This window comes from Litchfieldia stipae (genome assembly GCF_014837155.1).
GTDB lineage: Bacteria > Bacillota > Bacilli > Bacillales > Bacillaceae_L > Litchfieldia.
The window spans coordinates 288,678-304,742 of the sequence record NZ_JACYHA010000004.1; the positions used below are offsets into that span (position 1 = coordinate 288,678).

General features: G+C 36.0%; 19 protein-coding genes and 3 pseudogenes. 11 read left to right on the forward strand and 11 right to left on the reverse strand.

Annotated elements, in window-relative coordinates; all coding sequences use genetic code 11:
- Positions 1–54 precede the first annotated feature (54 nt).
- The 3 genes from F7888_RS07235 to F7888_RS07245 are packed head-to-tail and all read right to left on the reverse strand — an operon-like array spanning position 55 to position 1,825.
- The gene (locus F7888_RS07235; protein ID WP_191778495.1) at positions 55–801 is read right to left on the reverse strand and encodes a YfjL-like protein; all 747 of its coding nucleotides are present in this window, start codon (positions 799–801) and stop codon (positions 55–57) included.
- Positions 798–1,340: a zf-HC2 domain-containing protein gene (locus tag F7888_RS07240; RefSeq protein ID WP_191778496.1), complete on the reverse strand. Its 543-nt coding sequence runs from the start codon at positions 1,338–1,340 to the stop codon at positions 798–800. Before F7888_RS07240 ends, F7888_RS07235 begins: the two co-directional genes overlap by 4 nt.
- Complete coding sequence (locus F7888_RS07245) at positions 1,337–1,825, reverse strand: RNA polymerase sigma factor (RefSeq protein ID WP_191778497.1); 489 nt, start codon at positions 1,823–1,825, stop codon at positions 1,337–1,339. The genes F7888_RS07240 and F7888_RS07245 overlap by 4 nt, the downstream gene beginning before the upstream one ends.
- A gap of 232 nt (positions 1,826–2,057) precedes the next feature.
- Between F7888_RS07245 and F7888_RS07250 the strand changes: the two genes are divergently transcribed.
- The gene (locus tag F7888_RS07250; protein ID WP_225228642.1) at positions 2,058–2,912 is read left to right on the forward strand and encodes a GNAT family N-acetyltransferase; all 855 of its coding nucleotides are present in this window, start codon (positions 2,058–2,060) and stop codon (positions 2,910–2,912) included.
- A gap of 152 nt (positions 2,913–3,064) precedes the next feature.
- Positions 3,065–3,532 (forward strand): GNAT family N-acetyltransferase, encoded by a 468-nt coding sequence (locus F7888_RS07255; protein ID WP_191778498.1) that lies wholly within the window; start codon positions 3,065–3,067, stop codon positions 3,530–3,532.
- 62 nt (positions 3,533–3,594) lie between these two features.
- Here the strand turns inward: F7888_RS07255 and F7888_RS07260 are convergent, their stop codons facing one another.
- The gene (locus tag F7888_RS07260; protein WP_191778499.1) at positions 3,595–3,984 is read right to left on the reverse strand and encodes a DUF3888 domain-containing protein; all 390 of its coding nucleotides are present in this window, start codon (positions 3,982–3,984) and stop codon (positions 3,595–3,597) included.
- Between the two features lie 135 nt (positions 3,985–4,119).
- On the opposite strand from F7888_RS07260, the gene F7888_RS07265 reads away from it, so the two are divergent.
- The 3 genes from F7888_RS07265 (at position 4,120) to F7888_RS07275 (ending at position 6,510) form a co-directional block, all read left to right on the forward strand.
- Positions 4,120–4,809 carry a hypothetical protein gene (locus tag F7888_RS07265; protein ID WP_225228643.1) on the forward strand — a complete coding sequence of 230 codons (690 nt, stop codon included), beginning with the start codon at positions 4,120–4,122 and terminating at the stop codon, positions 4,807–4,809.
- A 190-nt stretch (positions 4,810–4,999) separates the two neighbouring features.
- Positions 5,000–5,854 (forward strand): manganese catalase family protein, encoded by an 855-nt coding sequence (locus tag F7888_RS07270; RefSeq protein WP_191778500.1) that lies wholly within the window; start codon positions 5,000–5,002, stop codon positions 5,852–5,854.
- A 305-nt stretch (positions 5,855–6,159) separates the two neighbouring features.
- Entirely contained in the window at positions 6,160–6,510 is a 351-nt protein-coding gene (locus F7888_RS07275; RefSeq protein WP_191778501.1) for a hypothetical protein, read from the forward strand.
- 42 nt (positions 6,511–6,552) lie between these two features.
- Here the strand turns inward: F7888_RS07275 and sufU are convergent, their stop codons facing one another.
- From sufU to rpsN, 4 genes and pseudogenes are all read right to left on the reverse strand, one after another.
- Positions 6,553–6,993: a Fe-S cluster assembly sulfur transfer protein SufU gene (gene sufU, locus F7888_RS07280; RefSeq protein ID WP_191778502.1), complete on the reverse strand. Its 441-nt coding sequence runs from the start codon at positions 6,991–6,993 to the stop codon at positions 6,553–6,555.
- Positions 6,994–7,057: 64 nt separating this feature from the next.
- Positions 7,058–8,046 (reverse strand): annotated as a pseudogene (locus F7888_RS07285) (CobW family GTP-binding protein).
- 13 nt (positions 8,047–8,059) lie between these two features.
- Positions 8,060–8,452 (reverse strand): (2Fe-2S) ferredoxin domain-containing protein, encoded by a 393-nt coding sequence (locus F7888_RS07290; protein WP_191778503.1) that lies wholly within the window; start codon positions 8,450–8,452, stop codon positions 8,060–8,062.
- Positions 8,453–8,545: 93 nt separating this feature from the next.
- A complete protein-coding gene (gene rpsN / locus F7888_RS07295; RefSeq protein WP_191778504.1) occupies positions 8,546–8,815 on the reverse strand; it encodes a 30S ribosomal protein S14 in 270 nt (89 codons plus the stop codon).
- Between the two features lie 208 nt (positions 8,816–9,023).
- Here rpsN and F7888_RS07300 point away from each other — a divergent pair, with 208 nt between their 5' ends.
- A complete protein-coding gene (locus F7888_RS07300) occupies positions 9,024–9,212 on the forward strand; it encodes a PspC domain-containing protein (RefSeq protein WP_191778505.1) in 189 nt (62 codons plus the stop codon).
- Between the two features lie 22 nt (positions 9,213–9,234).
- Here F7888_RS07300 and F7888_RS07305 read toward each other — a convergent pair whose 3' ends face one another.
- Entirely contained in the window at positions 9,235–9,411 is a 177-nt protein-coding gene (locus F7888_RS07305; protein ID WP_191778506.1) for a hypothetical protein, read from the reverse strand.
- A gap of 273 nt (positions 9,412–9,684) precedes the next feature.
- Between F7888_RS07305 and F7888_RS07310 the strand changes: the two are divergent.
- Positions 9,685–10,691: pseudogene (locus F7888_RS07310) on the forward strand (macro domain-containing protein).
- An 81-nt stretch (positions 10,692–10,772) separates the two neighbouring features.
- Positions 10,773–11,429 carry a vWA domain-containing protein gene (locus tag F7888_RS07315; protein ID WP_191778507.1) on the forward strand — a complete coding sequence of 219 codons (657 nt, stop codon included), beginning with the start codon at positions 10,773–10,775 and terminating at the stop codon, positions 11,427–11,429.
- Between the two features lie 100 nt (positions 11,430–11,529).
- Here the strand turns inward: F7888_RS07315 and F7888_RS07320 are convergent.
- Positions 11,530–11,757, reverse strand: a pseudogene (locus F7888_RS07320) (aldehyde dehydrogenase family protein); the annotation flags it as partial.
- A 493-nt stretch (positions 11,758–12,250) separates the two neighbouring features.
- On the opposite strand from F7888_RS07320, the gene F7888_RS07325 reads away from it, so the two are divergent.
- The gene (locus F7888_RS07325) at positions 12,251–13,306 is read left to right on the forward strand and encodes a tartrate dehydrogenase (RefSeq protein ID WP_191778508.1); all 1,056 of its coding nucleotides are present in this window, start codon (positions 12,251–12,253) and stop codon (positions 13,304–13,306) included.
- A 276-nt stretch (positions 13,307–13,582) separates the two neighbouring features.
- Here the strand turns inward: F7888_RS07325 and F7888_RS07330 are convergent, their stop codons facing one another.
- Positions 13,583–13,846 carry a hypothetical protein gene (locus F7888_RS07330; RefSeq protein ID WP_191778509.1) on the reverse strand — a complete coding sequence of 88 codons (264 nt, stop codon included), beginning with the start codon at positions 13,844–13,846 and terminating at the stop codon, positions 13,583–13,585.
- A gap of 726 nt (positions 13,847–14,572) precedes the next feature.
- Here F7888_RS07330 and F7888_RS07335 point away from each other — a divergent pair.
- Together F7888_RS07335 and F7888_RS07340 are read left to right on the forward strand one after the other, a co-directional pair.
- The gene (locus F7888_RS07335; RefSeq protein ID WP_191778510.1) at positions 14,573–15,205 is read left to right on the forward strand and encodes a hypothetical protein; all 633 of its coding nucleotides are present in this window, start codon (positions 14,573–14,575) and stop codon (positions 15,203–15,205) included.
- Between the two features lie 28 nt (positions 15,206–15,233).
- On the forward strand, positions 15,234–15,872 hold the full coding sequence (locus F7888_RS07340) for a hypothetical protein (RefSeq protein WP_225228644.1): 639 nt from the start codon (positions 15,234–15,236) through the stop codon (positions 15,870–15,872).
- The last annotated feature ends 193 nt before the right edge of the window (positions 15,873–16,065 follow it).

The following is a 16,065-nucleotide window of genomic DNA, read 5'->3' on the forward strand; positions in this document are numbered from 1 at the left end:
CCGTCTCTTATTGTTTTCTGAGGGAGTGGCAACATGAGAACCGTCCCCAATTTGCTATTTAATGAAGACACTTATGCCGTCTACGAAATCATCACTATTTCGGGCTTTTTCAAGAAGAGTCAATAGTTCTCCGCTTTCGATGTGAGATGGTGTCACGCCATTAACCATTACACTCAATTCATCATCGTCAGTGTATAGTGAATATTGATTGAAGTGACAATCGTTCGTGAGGAATGCTTGATGGGCATCAATTAATATCTTTTCAACCATCTCTAATGAGGGTTCTTTCAAATCAAGTCGGAGTACAACCTCAGACGCTATAGGTAGTGCTTTGTCAAACTTCATATCAAGCTCTAGCACATTCAGATTGTCTTCATGATCATAAATCACCATAGTCCTGTTGTTTTCAAAGCCGAGTTCAGTCGCAATAATATTTTTTGCAATCACAGAATACTCACTTGAAAGTCTTTCAAGTGTATTGAATTTATTTAAGACATAGCCGTCATAATCGTCCCATTGCACTTTTCCACTACGATAATAGATACTGAATTTTGTATCCATACTACTTTTGGACTTGACCCTTGACGAGTAAGTTCCATCTTTAAAGTTATAGCTTGATTTTGGAATGTCAAGATCCAAGTGGGAGTAATTCATTTCTACATATTGTTTAATGGCCTTGTTCGCTAGTGCGGCTGAAACCGGATTTCCTACAAAGGCATTCGTGATAAAAAGTAAGCCAGCTATAAGGAGGATTGCAATTGTACCAGCAAGTATTTTTAAAGGTCGTCGTTTCTTTTTCACTTATATTCACCTTTCTTAAATGCAAATTTTAAAAGAAATGCAATGATTGAACCTAATAAGACTAAAGCCATGTAGATCAAGCTGAAAAATAGTCCGCTATAGAATGCAACCCACTGGAAGCCTTCGGTGATAATAAATGCGACGGATTGCCATACATAACTTAATCCCAAAATGATGATAGGCGCTAAATACCATTTTCTTTTAAAAGCTAAAAGAGAAACAGCCCCTATAATTGGCATGATTAAAAAGTTGTAAAACATTCCAAACGAGTTAGTAAGAGCAATTCCGACAATCGCACCAATAATAAGGATTGTAAGTTGTGTTATATATACACTACGTTTAATTGCGGCAATGATTTTTTTATCCTTAATTGAGGGCTGTTCGGTAGGCACGGTTTCAAAAAAATCGAACTCAGCTTTACACGCCTCACAATGTTCAATATGTTCATTAACAATGGCTGTACTGTCTTCACTTGCTACACCGTCTTTCACAAGCGGTATCAAATCGAGTATGACTTCACACGTGATCTTTGACTTCATCTGAGTCCCTCCTTTTCCAAGATGGCCTTAATCCATTTCTTCGTCCGAAAATCAATCACTCTAGCAGAGCTCTCGGAGATATTAACGGCTTGTGCTATTTCTATGAAACTATATCCTTCCACTCGCATATTGACAATCGTTCGAGTGCGTTCATCTTTCTCAAGTAATAATTTCTCGATTCGTTCGATTGTTTCGTTCGTTACTAAGCGGTCTGCATGATTGTCAGATACATATAGTTCTAGCAAATCGTTGTATTCAACGACTGGTTTCTCTTTCCGAAGCCTTTCAAGCCATGAATTACGAGCAATCGCAAAAAGCCAGGTCTTGACGGAGGATTGCCCTTTGAAATTTCCGATTGATGAGATTGCTTTCACAAACGTTTCCGACAATAAATCTTCAGCAAGGGTAGGATTATGAGTCAACGAAAGTAGATACACATATACATCTTGCTTATACAATTTATATAAATTCTCTATTTGCTTCACCAAAATCCCCCTTTCACTTATTAGTTACACTTTGAGCTGAAATGTTACAAATAAATTTAATTGGGGACGGTTCTTAGTTTGCCAAATTTAGAAAAAAGAAGTGTGAGAACCGTCCCCGAATGGCCTTTACTTATATAGTAATCTTAAAAAGTAGATGGCGAAAGATAAGTTATTAGTTTGTTTCGGTTTGTGAATGGTATAATAAGGAAAAAGTTTGGGGGAGGGATTAATTTTGAGTAAACTAGATATTCGTTTCACTGATAGAATGATAAGGATAATGAAGAGGGCTGAAGGTGAGGCCAGTTTATCTAGTTGTAAAACCTTAAATCCTGTTCACTTGCTAATCGCTTGTTTAGATGAAAAATCTGGTGTATTTGCTGAGATATCATTGAAAACACAGCTGAACAAGTCCGATTTAAGGAATTTGGCCGAGAACATAAATGAAAGTAGTATAGATTTTTCTGAAATAGAATATGTCAATATTGCTGTGACTGAAGAAGTTGTAAAAATTTTTAGAGAGGCAATTACATATATGGAAAGATATAAGCAAATTTATGTAAATGAAGGACATTTACTGAAAGCTTTAGTAAAAAGTCGGAGTTTAAACGGCTATCTATCAGAAGAAGATAAATTACTACTTTTAACCCTCGGTACAACATCAAGAGATATGATTACTCACCTTGGTAACTACACTTTCCCAAACATAAATACAAATCTAGTACGTAGAGCAAATAGTGAAGATACAAGAAGTCTTATAGAGTATGTTAAAAATAATTTTTCAACTGAATGGTCTCAAACCATTAGTGATGGGTTCTTATTAAATAAATCTTCAATTTATCTTGCATGTGATGCGAATGATAATATTATAGGTTTTGCTGCTTTCGACATATATAAAAATAAAAAATGTTATTTTGGACCTATGGGAGTATCCAAGTCTAATAGAATGAAAGGAATTGGATATGCACTTCTTCATCACTGTTTGAGGGATATGAGTGAGATAGGTTATGAATATGCAATTATTGGCGGAGCTGGCCCAATTGAATTTTATGAAAAAGCTTGTAATGCAGTTGTAATCCCTTCGATATAAGCAGAATACATACATGTCATTTGTATAATGTGCGATAAAATAACAAATTGATGATGGGTCTTGCTCTTACTCAGCTACATAAAAAATTATCTTCACTATTGGGGAAATATGAAATATATCGAGTAAGAACCGTCCCTAAGGAGGAATTAGTGATGAAAATAAGACTTGCAGAAGAAAAAGACATAAAGCAATTAGTCAGAATGAGATGGGATTTTACGATTGAACATGATGAAAGCAATCAAGTTCGATATACTTCATTTGATGTGTTTGATAAAGAATGTAGAGAGTTTTTAGAGAATGCACTGAAAAGTGATCGATGGTTTATTTGGGTTGCAGAGGAAAATGAAGAAATTGTATCTCATATCTATATAGAATTAATACAAAAAGTACCCCGTCCTGGTAGGGTTACGTATCCCTTTGCTTATATGACAAATGTGTATACGATTCAAGAATATAGAAACAAGGGGATTGGGAGCAGGTTACTTACTACGATAAATGAGTGGACGAAAGAAAATAAATATGAATTTGTGATTGTATGGCCAAGTGATGACAGCATTAAATATTATAAGAAAAATGGTTACAAGCATTGTACAGAACCGATGGAGTATTTTCCTTCTTGAGGCAAGGAGGGGGAGTTCTTATATTGCAAATTCAATTAATGCAGTATGAGAACCGTCCCCAATTAGCGATTAAAGTACCACTCTAGTATTTCCTTTTTGTCTTTTGATGGGACGTGCTTATAATTAATTAGCTGTAGACCATCGTCATCCCGTTTAAAAGTTAGATAATCAGTTCCTATAATATTATGAGCACCGATAAACGTTTCAATTTGAATGGTTATAACGAATTCTATATCGTTTTTCATTTTTAAATTTACTACCTTATGTTGCCAAGATTGAACACCATCGAATTCGTAGTTCTCTTCAACCGCTTTATAGATATCCTCGAACATCAAAGAAACTAGCGCCTTCTCAAAAGGAGATTGGTCTTCATTTGTTGATTGTGAAGCTGCGGCTGCAGAACTTCCTGCTATGAATAATATCAGCATTGTGAGTAGGATATTTTTCTTCACTAAGTCCACCTCCTTTTTTGTATATTACCCATAAATCTCATAAACAAATCGGGGACGGTTCTCACTCTGCCAAATGCGAATTGGCAAAGTGAGAACCGTCCCAAATTAGGGAATGCTATGTTCGAGGTGTTGTCGATGAAGAAATGCTATTTCTTGTTATTAGTGTTTTTCCTTTTGTCTACTAGAGCAGAGGCTAAGGTAGGTGAGTATAAGGTCGTTTCAGAGTTAGTTGATGAAAATATAACGTTATATGCAAAGGAAATGGATGGCTTATACAGAGATTTTAAATTAGTTTTCAAAGGTCACCGTTATTCAAGACCTTTTTGGTTGAATGTGACAAATCCAACCTATGCCCCAGAATTATATTATCAAGACATCGACCAAGATAGAAAAAAGGAATTAATTATTGCGTTAACAAAAGGACATGGTACAGGTGTTAGAGACGAAGAGGTATATGTCTATAGATATACAAATGGATTGATTGAAGTTCTTGTTGATCACCCATTAGCAATTATTTATAAAAACACAAAGACAAAATTAACTACGAAAAAAGCTGAAATCATCATTAATGACAAAATTTCTACTGTAGAAACTAAATCACTTGATCCTTCACATTTATTTGAGGATATCGCTTTTGGTGGCATTCTTGATTACGCGGTAATTGATCAGAAACTAATGGTAAGAGTAAGTGCACAAATAACCCCCGCAGAGTTCATTGGTGATATTATTATTGTGTATGAATACAAAGATAAGATGTATCAAGCTAAAACAATTGAATTTATATCTCATGATAAAATGGAAGAAAATCCATTTTATGGACCGTAGTTAGGGACATATTTAACGTCTCCATTGTGAGATGAAATGTTAAAATGAGAACCGTCCCCAATTAGCCACAGTATGAGAGCCGCCCCAATTAGCTACAAGATGGCAAAACCACCATTGGTTCTGCGAATAACCTCTTTTTTGAATGGGTATTCTACCTAAGTAATCACAATAAAAGGAGGTTGAGTTATTCATGTATTTTTATCGAGAAGATTTGATTAATATGATTGTTCCTGATAAGCCAGACCCGGTTGCAGCTAAGGTGTTACAGGAGGCTTTGGGTGGGAGATTTGGTGAAATGCGGACGATGATGCAGTTCTTCTTCCAAAGTTCTAATTTCCGCGGAAAACAGAAACAGTACCGTGATTTAATTAGAGGTGTATTTCTAGAAGAAATTAGCCATGTGGAATTAGTGCAAACCACGATTAACCAACTATTAAATGGTTCTGGAGAAGATGCGGTTGGTTCTGAAGGTCCTTCAGGTGCGCCACTTGAGGATGCCATTAAAGATGCAAACCCACACCACTTTATCATGGGGGCTCAATCTTCATTACCGGTAGATGCGGCTGGAAATCCGTGGAATGGAAACTATGTGTACAGTCATGGTAATTTAATCAGCGATTTATTGGACAACCTCGTTTTAGAATCAACCGGTGTCCTTCAAAAATCACGTATTTATGAGATGAGTTCAAATAAGACCTTCAGAGAAACATTAGCTTTCTTAATTGTAAGAGATAACGCACACCAGAATGCATTTGCAAAAGCGTTGGAAACATTAGGAGTAGATTGGGCAAAACTTTTCCCAGTCCCAAATTATGATATTAATAAATATCCAGAATGTCGTAAATATGTCGAAATGGGATTCCATAATGCTCAATTTAATTTCAGATTAGATGAAACTTTAATGGGCCAAATCTTCCAAGGTGAAACTCCAAGTCGTAATGATGGCACGCTTCAAGTGGTTCCACCACCAAAAGGGTATCCTGTACCAGAACTTCCAGAAATGCCTAACGAACACAGCCCTGGGTTACATGATTTAGATAAATAAGTACTAGGAGTAGAAGCGATCATTTGACGCTTCTTTTTTCGTGGGATCATTTAATTGCTTCTTTTTAAAATTTACTTACATAATTATAATTTAAGATGTTTTTGCACAAATCTTAGAAATAGAACGGTTCACAAGTTCCACATTGGAAGGGGGATAGCGTAATAAAGAGTAATACATCATGATTTGACATAGTAAAGGAACAGATTATAATCCATATAAATCGTAACCATTATGATTTATATGAGCGAATGTAGATCCCAATAAGTCGTAGCTTAAAATTAGATGAAGAAAAAAGGGTGGTTGTGATGGTAAATGATAAAATGATGGATATATTTGTTAAAAGTATCGTAGCTTCCCTTCCTGACAAGAAGAGAGTGGTATATCAATTTATTGAGAGTATTGAGGAAAGCTTGGCACAGCAATCTGAGACAAAGGAGCAGTTTTTAACTTTTCTTAAAGAGCATTCTCCACACCTTCAAGCAGCCAACCGCTTTTCTATGACAATTGAAGAGACTGTAAATCTTATGCATCAGATTGAAGATGAAATTAACTTGAAACTAGAAGAGAAACTAAGGAGGTACCAATGGATTGACTGCACTGATAAATTAAATAAAAATGATAATAGAGATATCAAGCATTACGTCATCATTTCATAAAAGCTGTTTCTTCAATTGAAGCAGCTTTTATGAACTATTAAATTAGGAAAAATGGTAATCTTCTTCATCAGATAATAATTTATCTAAAGCTTGCCATGTCATGAGTGCACAATTATGTCTTGCTTTTAAGTTATGAACTCCTTGTAAAGACCAGCTATCTCCTAAGTCGACTTCTTCTGTGATTGTTCCATTTTGAATTAATTCCTCCATTGCTTTTCGTAGGGCAGTAATTTCTGTTAATGTTTTGTTTGTTATTAGTTCGGTCATCATGGAGGCAGAGGCCATACTAATACTACAGCCTTCACCAATGAAGGCTGCATGTTGGACTAGGTCCTGTTCAAGGTGCAAAAATAATGTCATGATATCACCACAAGTAGGGTTTTTGTAATGAACTTTACGAATATGGTCTCCCTTTAATTCCTCAAAATTTCTCTTTTGTCTATAATGATCCATAATCACTTGCCTATACAGATGATCGAGCATAGTTGCACATTTCCCCTTTCATTACGTCCAAAAGCTCATTTTAAGTATCGAATATTTAGAAGGGTTAGTTTGCGATACAGTTTTTAAATTGTTTCTCCAACTCATCTTTCTTTAAGTCTTTCCCTATGAAAACAAGTTCGCTCAACCTAGATTCATTTTCTTTCCATTTTCGATCTGGGGTACCTGAAAACAACATATGAAGACCTTGGAAGACAATACGTTGTTCCATTCCTTTAATATGAAGAATGCCTTTGTACCGTAATAAATCTTCTCCTTTTTCCCGTACGAGGTAACTCATCCAATGATCTACTTTTTCTAAATCAAGTGGCTTCTCTTCTCGGAAAGCAACAGAGGATACCTTATCATCATGATGATGATGGTGATGATCTTCTAGAAAGTGTGGCTCGATTTCGAGTTTGCGATTCACATCAAATGTATTGATGCCCAATATGTCTAAAACCGCACATTACAGTTTTGAGCATGAATTCTCTTTGCCGCCGGATTCATATTGATGATTCTTTTCTCCAGAGAGTTCAGGTCATCTTCTGACACAAGATCTGTTTTATTTAAGATAATGACATCAGCAAATGCAATCTGCTCTTGAGCCTCATCATGGATATCAAGGTGTTTGATGACATGTTTGCTGTCTACTACGGTAAGAATACTATCTACATAAAACATTTCTGATAGTAACTCATCCATAAAAAATGTTTGAGCAACAGGTGCTGGATCAGCGAGACCTGTCGTTTCAATTAATACACGATCAAATTTGACGTTCCCTTGCTCCATTGAAAACACAAGAGTTCTCAGAATACGAATTAAATCACCTCGAACCGTACAGCAGATGCACCCATTGTTCATTTCCAATATTTCCTCATCTGCATCAACGACTAATTGATTGTCAATCCCAACTTCACCATACTCATTAACAATTACTGCAACCTTTTGATGATGTTTTTCTGTTAGAATCCGATTTAATAGGGTTGTTTTCCCTGCACCTAAATATCCAGTAAGAATCGTAACGGGAATTTTGTTTGAGTTTATCATTGTCATTCTGCTCCTTCATTTACATGATTTTTGATACTTTGATTACTTTTTCTTTGTCTTTACTTATTCCGGTGGCAACTCCGTTTGCACGTTCAAAACCTTGCCCACAGAAGGTATGACTTACTTTGACAGTGTAGTCTATATCGTTTAGTAATGAATCGATAAAAGGAGCGGCATCATCAGGGGTTAAATCCTTATACCATGTTCCTTTTGGATAGTCGATGACAACACACTTATCTAGGCATCTTCCATTACAACGAGTCCGAGTTGTGTGAATAGTCTCATCTACTCCACGAGCGGAGATTTCTTTTCGAAGTGCTTGCGTGAGTTCCTCAGCCCCTACTTTATTGCAGCTACTTCCATTACAAATGAGAACGTGATGCTCTGTTTTTCCTAAATCCCATGTAGCCATAATTAATTCCCCTCCACTAAATCAAAATCATTACGATTTGCAATCGATAATTGTTTTATAGTTTTCTTTCTCAAAGAAGTGTCTAAAAAAAGATTACCAACTAGATTTCTTGATACCTGGAAGTTGGCCTTTATGTGCCAACTCTCGGAAGGCAATTCTAGACATATTAAATTTTCTCATGTAGCCTCTAGGTCTTCCTGTTAGTTCACAACGATTATGTAAACGAGTAGGGGAGGAATCCCGCGGTAATTTGCGTAATGCTTCATAATCACCTTTTGCTTTTAACTCCATTCTTAATGCAGCATATTTCTCAACCATTTCTTGACGTTGTTTTGCTTTTGCTACTTTTGATTTTTTTGCCATTAATACTCTCCTTTGTTTATTTTCTTTATTTAAAACGTAATCATTACGATTTATAATTTCATTCTAGCTCTTTTTAATTTTAAAAGCAAACATAGTGAATCAGGGACGGTTCTTACACTGCCCAATTTGCCCAAGGTGTTCACAATTTTCATCGTTTAATCAACACAAATGAATGATAGAATAAAATGGAAAATAAGGGGGGGACAGTGTGAAACAAAAATTAACGAAATCATCAACTGATAAGTCTATTTCTGGAGTTTGTGGAGGGATTGCTGAATTTTTCGGTATTTCATCCTTGGCAGTCAGACTTATTTTTATTTTTTTACCTGCTAACGTCCTTATATATTTGATTCTTGTCAATACGATGCATGACAGACCACGATCAAGCTTGTATTGAACTTGAGGAACGTCCCCGAGTGTTACTTCCCACGCTTTTTCTTCTTCTTATCTAACCGCGGTCTGCCTTCTTTTTCAAGTCGATCATTAAGCTCTTGCCATGATTTTTCTACTGCTCGTTCATGTTCAATTTTAAAGATTATAAAATCGAACAGAAATGTTGCTACTAAGCTGACTAAAGCAATCCAAATGATGGTCATATGGTAACCTCCAATGTGTTTGTGGATACAGATAAATTACGATTATTTTGTTCGAATGCTGATAAAGTATTCTCGTGGTCCTCCGAATCAAGAGGAACAGGCTCTCATGGGCTATGACAACACAGTCAAAAAAAACTCAGCACCATAACCTGAGTACTCACTCTGTCTTTTTATTTACAAAAATATACATCAATAAATCCTAAAATGATAAAATCAAAGTACACATGAAGTACCACAGGAACTGTCCAAAGCCAATGAAAGGAGCCCAAAACCATGCCATTAGAAATCATCCGTAACGATCTTACAAAAATGAAGGTAGATGCGATTGTAAATGCTGCCAATCAGAAGTTGAAAATGGGTGGCGGTGTTTGTGGTGCTATCTTCCGAGCTGCTGGTGTAAATGAGCTGCAGCATGCATGCGATGAGATAGGTGAATGCCCAGTGGGACAAGCTGTCATCACCGATGGATTTAACTTACCGGCAACATACATTATTCATACAGTAGGACCGATTTGGAAAGATGGCTCATACAAGGAAGCAGAGCAGTTAAGGAATTCGTATGATCATTCTCTCGAGCTAGCAAAAAAATATCAATGTGAATCAATCGCATTTCCGTTGATTTCGACTGGTATCTACGGCTATCCGAAAGAAGAGGCATTACATATTGCAGTTTCAACTATTAGTTCATTTTTATTACAGCATGACATGCTTGTTTATTTAGTTGTGTTTGATCAATCATCCTTCGGGTTAAGTAAAAAGCTATTCACATCAATAGATGAATATATTGATGAGCATTATGTTGAGGAAGTAGAATTCACATTTCAACGTCGCAAAGAGCGTTTTGCCATGGAGCAACTACAAGAAATTGAGTCGACATGGGCCGATGAAAAACAGAGTGAAGTCATTACAAATGATAGTTTAATGCATCTGATAGCGGCTCTGGATGAGTCCTTTTCAACACGCTTGCTGCATTAAATGATGAAAAAGAAATGACGGATGTGGAGACATATAAAAGGGCAAATCTTGATCGACGTTTGTTTTCAAAGATACGAAATGATATGGAGTACACGCCCAAAAAGAAAACCGCTCTAGCCTTTGCGATTGCTTTAAAATTAGATGTGGATGAAACAAACGAATTGCTATCGTCTGCAGGATATACCTTGTCACATAGTAGTAAATTCGATATCATCATTGAGTTTTTTATCAATCAAGGAAACTATAATATTCACGAAATTAACGAAGCTTTATTTGCTTATGAACAACCTTTACTTGGTGCTTAAAATGTCGCTTTCAAAGCGACCATGACCAGTTGAAATCTTGGTATCCTACACTTAATCAAACGATGAGTGGAGGAAATAAAAATGAAAAAGAATGTAACAGAAGTTGTCTTTATTTTAGATAAAAGCGGGTCCATGGCTGGGTTGGAAGCTGACACAATTGGTGGCTATAATTCAATGCTGAACAAGCAACGAAAAGCAGCAGGGGAAGCATATGTCACGACTGTCCTATTTAATCACCAGGTTGAATTAGTCCATGACAGAATCAACGCTAGAGGGATCTCTCCCATTACAGAAGAGGACTATGAGGTAGGAGGAACGACCGCCTTATTGGATGCAATCGGCTTCTCTATTCAAAAAATAGCCAACGTCCAAAAATACACAAGTGAAACAGAGCGAGCAGAAAAAGTCCTGTTCGTCATCACAACCGATGGAATGGAAAACGCTAGTCGAGAATTTACTCCTACGAAAATTAAGAACATGATCAAGCATCAAAAAGAAAAATACGGCTGGGACTTTATCTTCCTAGGCGCAAATATTGACGCAGTCTCAACAGCGGCCCAATTCGGAATCGACGAAGACTTCGCCGTCGACTACCATGCCGACAACATCGGAACTAAATTAAATTACGAGAGTGTAAGCGACGCCGTTTCGAATCTTCGTGAAGGGAAGAAGATTGATCGGAGTTGGAAGGTTGGGATTGAGAGGGATTTTGGGGAGAGACGACGGGATATTGAGTAGGCTGAGTATGGCATACAGAAGGACTAATGACAGGACTTGTTTTGAATTAATAATAATAATAATAATAGCCACCAATTAAAGGGGTGGCTATTATTAAAAGCTATGGTTTTAATGCAATAGAAAGAAATTTAGTCTCTAAGAAAGCATCAAGGCCTTCCTTTCCACCTTCGCGGCCGATTCCACTTTCTTTCAACCCACCAAATGGTGCTTCTGCTGTTGATGGGGCTCCATCATTCCAGCCAACAACCCCATATTCTAATTCTTCAGCGATTTTTGTCCCTCTTGATAGAGACTCTGTAAAGAAATACGCGGCTAGCCCAAAGTTTGTTGAAAAAAAGAACCTCGTTAGGATTTAAAGTGGATGACAATATGTGTTATCTAGGTGTGGACTATGATCAGATGTCTGATTGTTTTAACTAAAAAAGGTTTACAAAAGAAGAAGTTTTTTCTAAATGCTTTATTCAACCTCATGTCATACAAGAAAAAGACGATGATACAATCACGGAGTTAATCAAATACACAGATACGGAATATTTTAAGTTGAAGATAACAAAAAGCATTCAGTTAAAGGTAAACGATAATTTATCTGTTTTATATCTATTTAGAAGGAATTGGGAAGATTATGGCGAATGGAATAGAAAAAAGAGTGGAAAAGGGTCAACAATCCTTATTCCAGCAAGAACAAAAAAGTTTATCATAGAAGTAAGTACACAATTAAAGCTCTACACATCTTTGATCCGAAAATTCAATAACATTCATTTAAGACTAGTAAGTAACTAGGTTACTAGAATATGAATTAGAAATGAAGGAGATGAGGAAGAATGAAGAAGATTAAACTTTCAGTTATACCTGGTGATGGTGTAGGGAAGGAAATCATGCCACATTCCCTAAGGGTACTAGATAAAGTTGCTGACATTCATGGTGGACTTTCCTTTGAAAAAGTCCATCATCCGTGGAGTTGTGAGTATTACTTAGAGCATGGAGAAATGATGCCTAAAGACGGACTTCATCAATTGAAAGATAGTGATGCTATCTTCTTAGGCTCTGTTGGAAATCCAAAGCTTGTCCCTGATCATATTTCTCTGTGGGGCTTACTGATCAATATTAGGAGAGAGTTTGAGCAAAGTTTAAATATCCGTCATGCAAAACGTTTCAGAGGGATTGACTCGCCTATCTCAACACCAGATGACTTTGATATCATCGTGGTGCGTGAGAATAGTGAAGGTGAGTATAGTGAAATCGGTGGATCGATTCATAAGGGTGATGATGAAATTGTCGTTCAGAATGCTGTTTTTACAAGAAAAGCTTCAGAAAGAGCGATGAGACACGCATTTGAACTAGCAAAAACGAGAAAGGGTCTTGTAACAAGTGCGACCAAATCGAATGGAATCGTTCATACGATGCCATTTTGGGATAAGGTATTTACAGAGGTATCAACTGATTATCCAGAAGTATCGACTAATTCATTCCATATAGATGCGTTATCGGCATTCTTTATTACACGACCATCAAACTTTGATGTCGTCGTAGCGAGTAATTTATTTGGCGATATTTTGACAGATATTAGTGCGGCTATCATGGGGAGCATTGGGATAGCCCCTGCTGCCAATATCAATGTTAATGGGAAATTTCCATCTATGTTTGAGCCAGTACATGGTTCAGCACCTGATATTTATGGAAAAGGAATCGCCAATCCAATCGGTCAGATATGGACGGGGAAAATGTTACTTGACCATATAGGCGAGCATGAGCTCGGGAATATATTAATGAGTGCGATTGAGTCAACGATAGAAGAGGGAATTAAGACACCTGATATTGGAGGGAGATCAAATACTCAAGAGGTAGCTGATCGTATTATTGAGAAATTGAAGGTTTGATTAATAAGGTCGGTTAGTAAAGTAGAGACTTGGAAGTATTATAGAGTATGCTATGATGTCACGTCAGAGTCGTACTTTTACTCCTAAATTTAAACTGCAATTAGTGAAGCTTTGCAAAAAAGGTGCAGTCCCCTAGTACGTTAAAGCTTTAATGACTTGGGTGACTGGCACCTTTTTCAGGCACCTTTTTTCATAAAGTAATGCTTGTTCTTGTTTGATCTATATCCCAAATTCTCGTTCATACGTCTTATGTAATAAATACCGTTGTAACCCTTTTTAACTTAACATCGCCTTATTCGCGTAATCTTTTGCGGTTGGTAAGTTGCCCAGTTTCTTTGCATGTTCGTCTAAAATGGCATCCTTCATCCATTGGCTTGGGAGTTTTTCCATTAACTCAACGGCACCATCCAAATCACCTTCTTCTAAGAGGATGCTAGATTTATAGTATAAGCGATAATGTACTGCTTTGATTTGATTAATATGTAATTTTGCCTCGGCTATATCCTTGAAATACAATGCTTGAACGATCTTATACAGCATTTTTATAATGTACTTTTGCCATTGGAAAAAGCGGGGTCTCTTCCAAGCAGGAGACAGGCACTTTTATAAAAATAAAAAACAGTCTGAACAACTACAGACTGTTGGAGATTATTTTTTAATATACTTTTTAAAAACTGGATTATTTTTTATAAGATTGCCTATTCTGTTTTTAGAAATGTCCTCTTTTGCTGATTTAGAATAGATATCGAGTAAGTAGACCTTATTCTCACTTGTTACTAGGTATTCTATTATTCTAAATCCACCAGAAAGTCCTTTTTGTGCACTCGTATATTTTGACATAACCAACTATCTTTTGCGAGACTCTTTTAAAAAATCCCTTGCAGATTTCTTAGGTAACTTCCCATCCTGAATCATTTTCACTTGTTTTAAAGCATCTGTCATACATTTTTGTAGTAAATATCGTTGTAATCCCTTCAAACATAATACCGTTTTATTCGCATAATCCTTTGAGGTTGTTATGGGAATAGGGGAGCAATACTTTTCACGAGATAAAGATATAGTATTTAATTGCTTCAGAAGCTTCAGAGACTTTTTTTAATTATACTCATCATTCTAATATTCATAAGAACCGTTACAATTATTGAAGAAGACGGCTTTTTGTTTTTTTAAAATGAATAAAAAGTTACATTTTTAGCAAATTAAGAAATATATAGCCTTTATACTTTTAATAGCTATAACATGACTGAATGATTAGGAGATGATAATGTGAAAAAGTATATTTACATATGGCTTGTACTAATGTTAAGTTTCTTGGCCGCTTGTGGGACAAATGGGGAAGAAAGTGTCGAGAATGAAAATTCGGTAGAAGAAACAGAAGGTCAATCAGAAAATGGAAAAGAAGACCAAGTGAATGTTGATAAAGGCCTTTTTAATGTAGAAATTACATTACCAGCTTCTTTGTTTGAAGGGGAAGATATAGAGAAAGTAATCGCAGATGCAAAAGCTGAAGGGGTAGACGAAGTTACATTGAATGAGGACGGTTCTCTGACATACAAAATGTCAAAAGCAAAGCATAAAGAAATGATGGAGGGCTTAAAAGAAGATTTGATTCTTTCCCTTGAAGATATGAAAAGTAGTGGTGAATACTCATCGATTAAAGACATTACTTATAACAACACATTTTCGGAGTTCATATTAGTTGTGGACAAGACTGAGTATGAAAATAGTATGGATGGTTTCGGAGTATTTAGCCTAGGGATAACTGGTATGATTTATCAACTGTATAATGGAGTTAATCCTGATGAGTATGAGGTAACAATCCTTGTTAAGGATGAAGAAACTGAAGAGATATTTGATCAGATTGTTTACCCAGACGATTTAGAAGATGGTTCAGAGTAATATCCTGAATATAAGGGAGAATCGGAAAATGAAACAAGGTACAAATAAAATAATATTTACTTTTATGTTAACACTGATAGTATTACTTAGTGGTTGTGGTCAAGATACAAAAGATATAACAGTTAATGATGGTAATAGTCAACAACAAGAAGAGACTCAAGAAGAGCAACAAGAACAAGAAGAATCAGAAGCGTCTAAAATAGGTTCAAGAAGTAATCCTGTACCTTTTCAGAAAACAGCTACAGTTGATGATGAATTATACAATGACGAAGGTGAAGCTTTTAAAATTAAATTTGATTTAACAGTTCTAGAAGTTATTCGTGGAGAGAATGCATATCAACTTCTACTAGACATGAATGAATTCAATGAGCCTGCTCCTGAAGGATATGAATGGGTGTTAGCAAAATCAAAAGTGAATTTTGTTGAATCAGAAACCGAGGACCTATCTTTTTTTATCGATGGTATAATGAATTTTGATATGGTTAGTGAAAGTGGAGATATTTATAGTGGGAATCTTTATGGAACAACTGATCCTGAATTCAGTTTTGAAATGTACGTAGGAAATGAAAAAGAAGGGTATATCGCTTATCTAGTGAAAACAGGAGAAAAAGCACAACTACGTTATGAAGGATTATTAGGTGGGTATGTTTTCTTTAATTTGGAATAAGTAGTTCAATGCTGTGGAAAAGCTATCAAGCTAAATCACAGAGGTTTTAGCAGCAAAAAATCGCTCTACAAATAGAAAAAAGAACGTTTGGTTTTAACTCCAAGCGTTCTTTTTATTTTGTTAAAAATGAATTATCAAAAAAATCTTTTTATTTTATCACTTTATTATGGTAGAGTAATAAAGAAAAGATAAT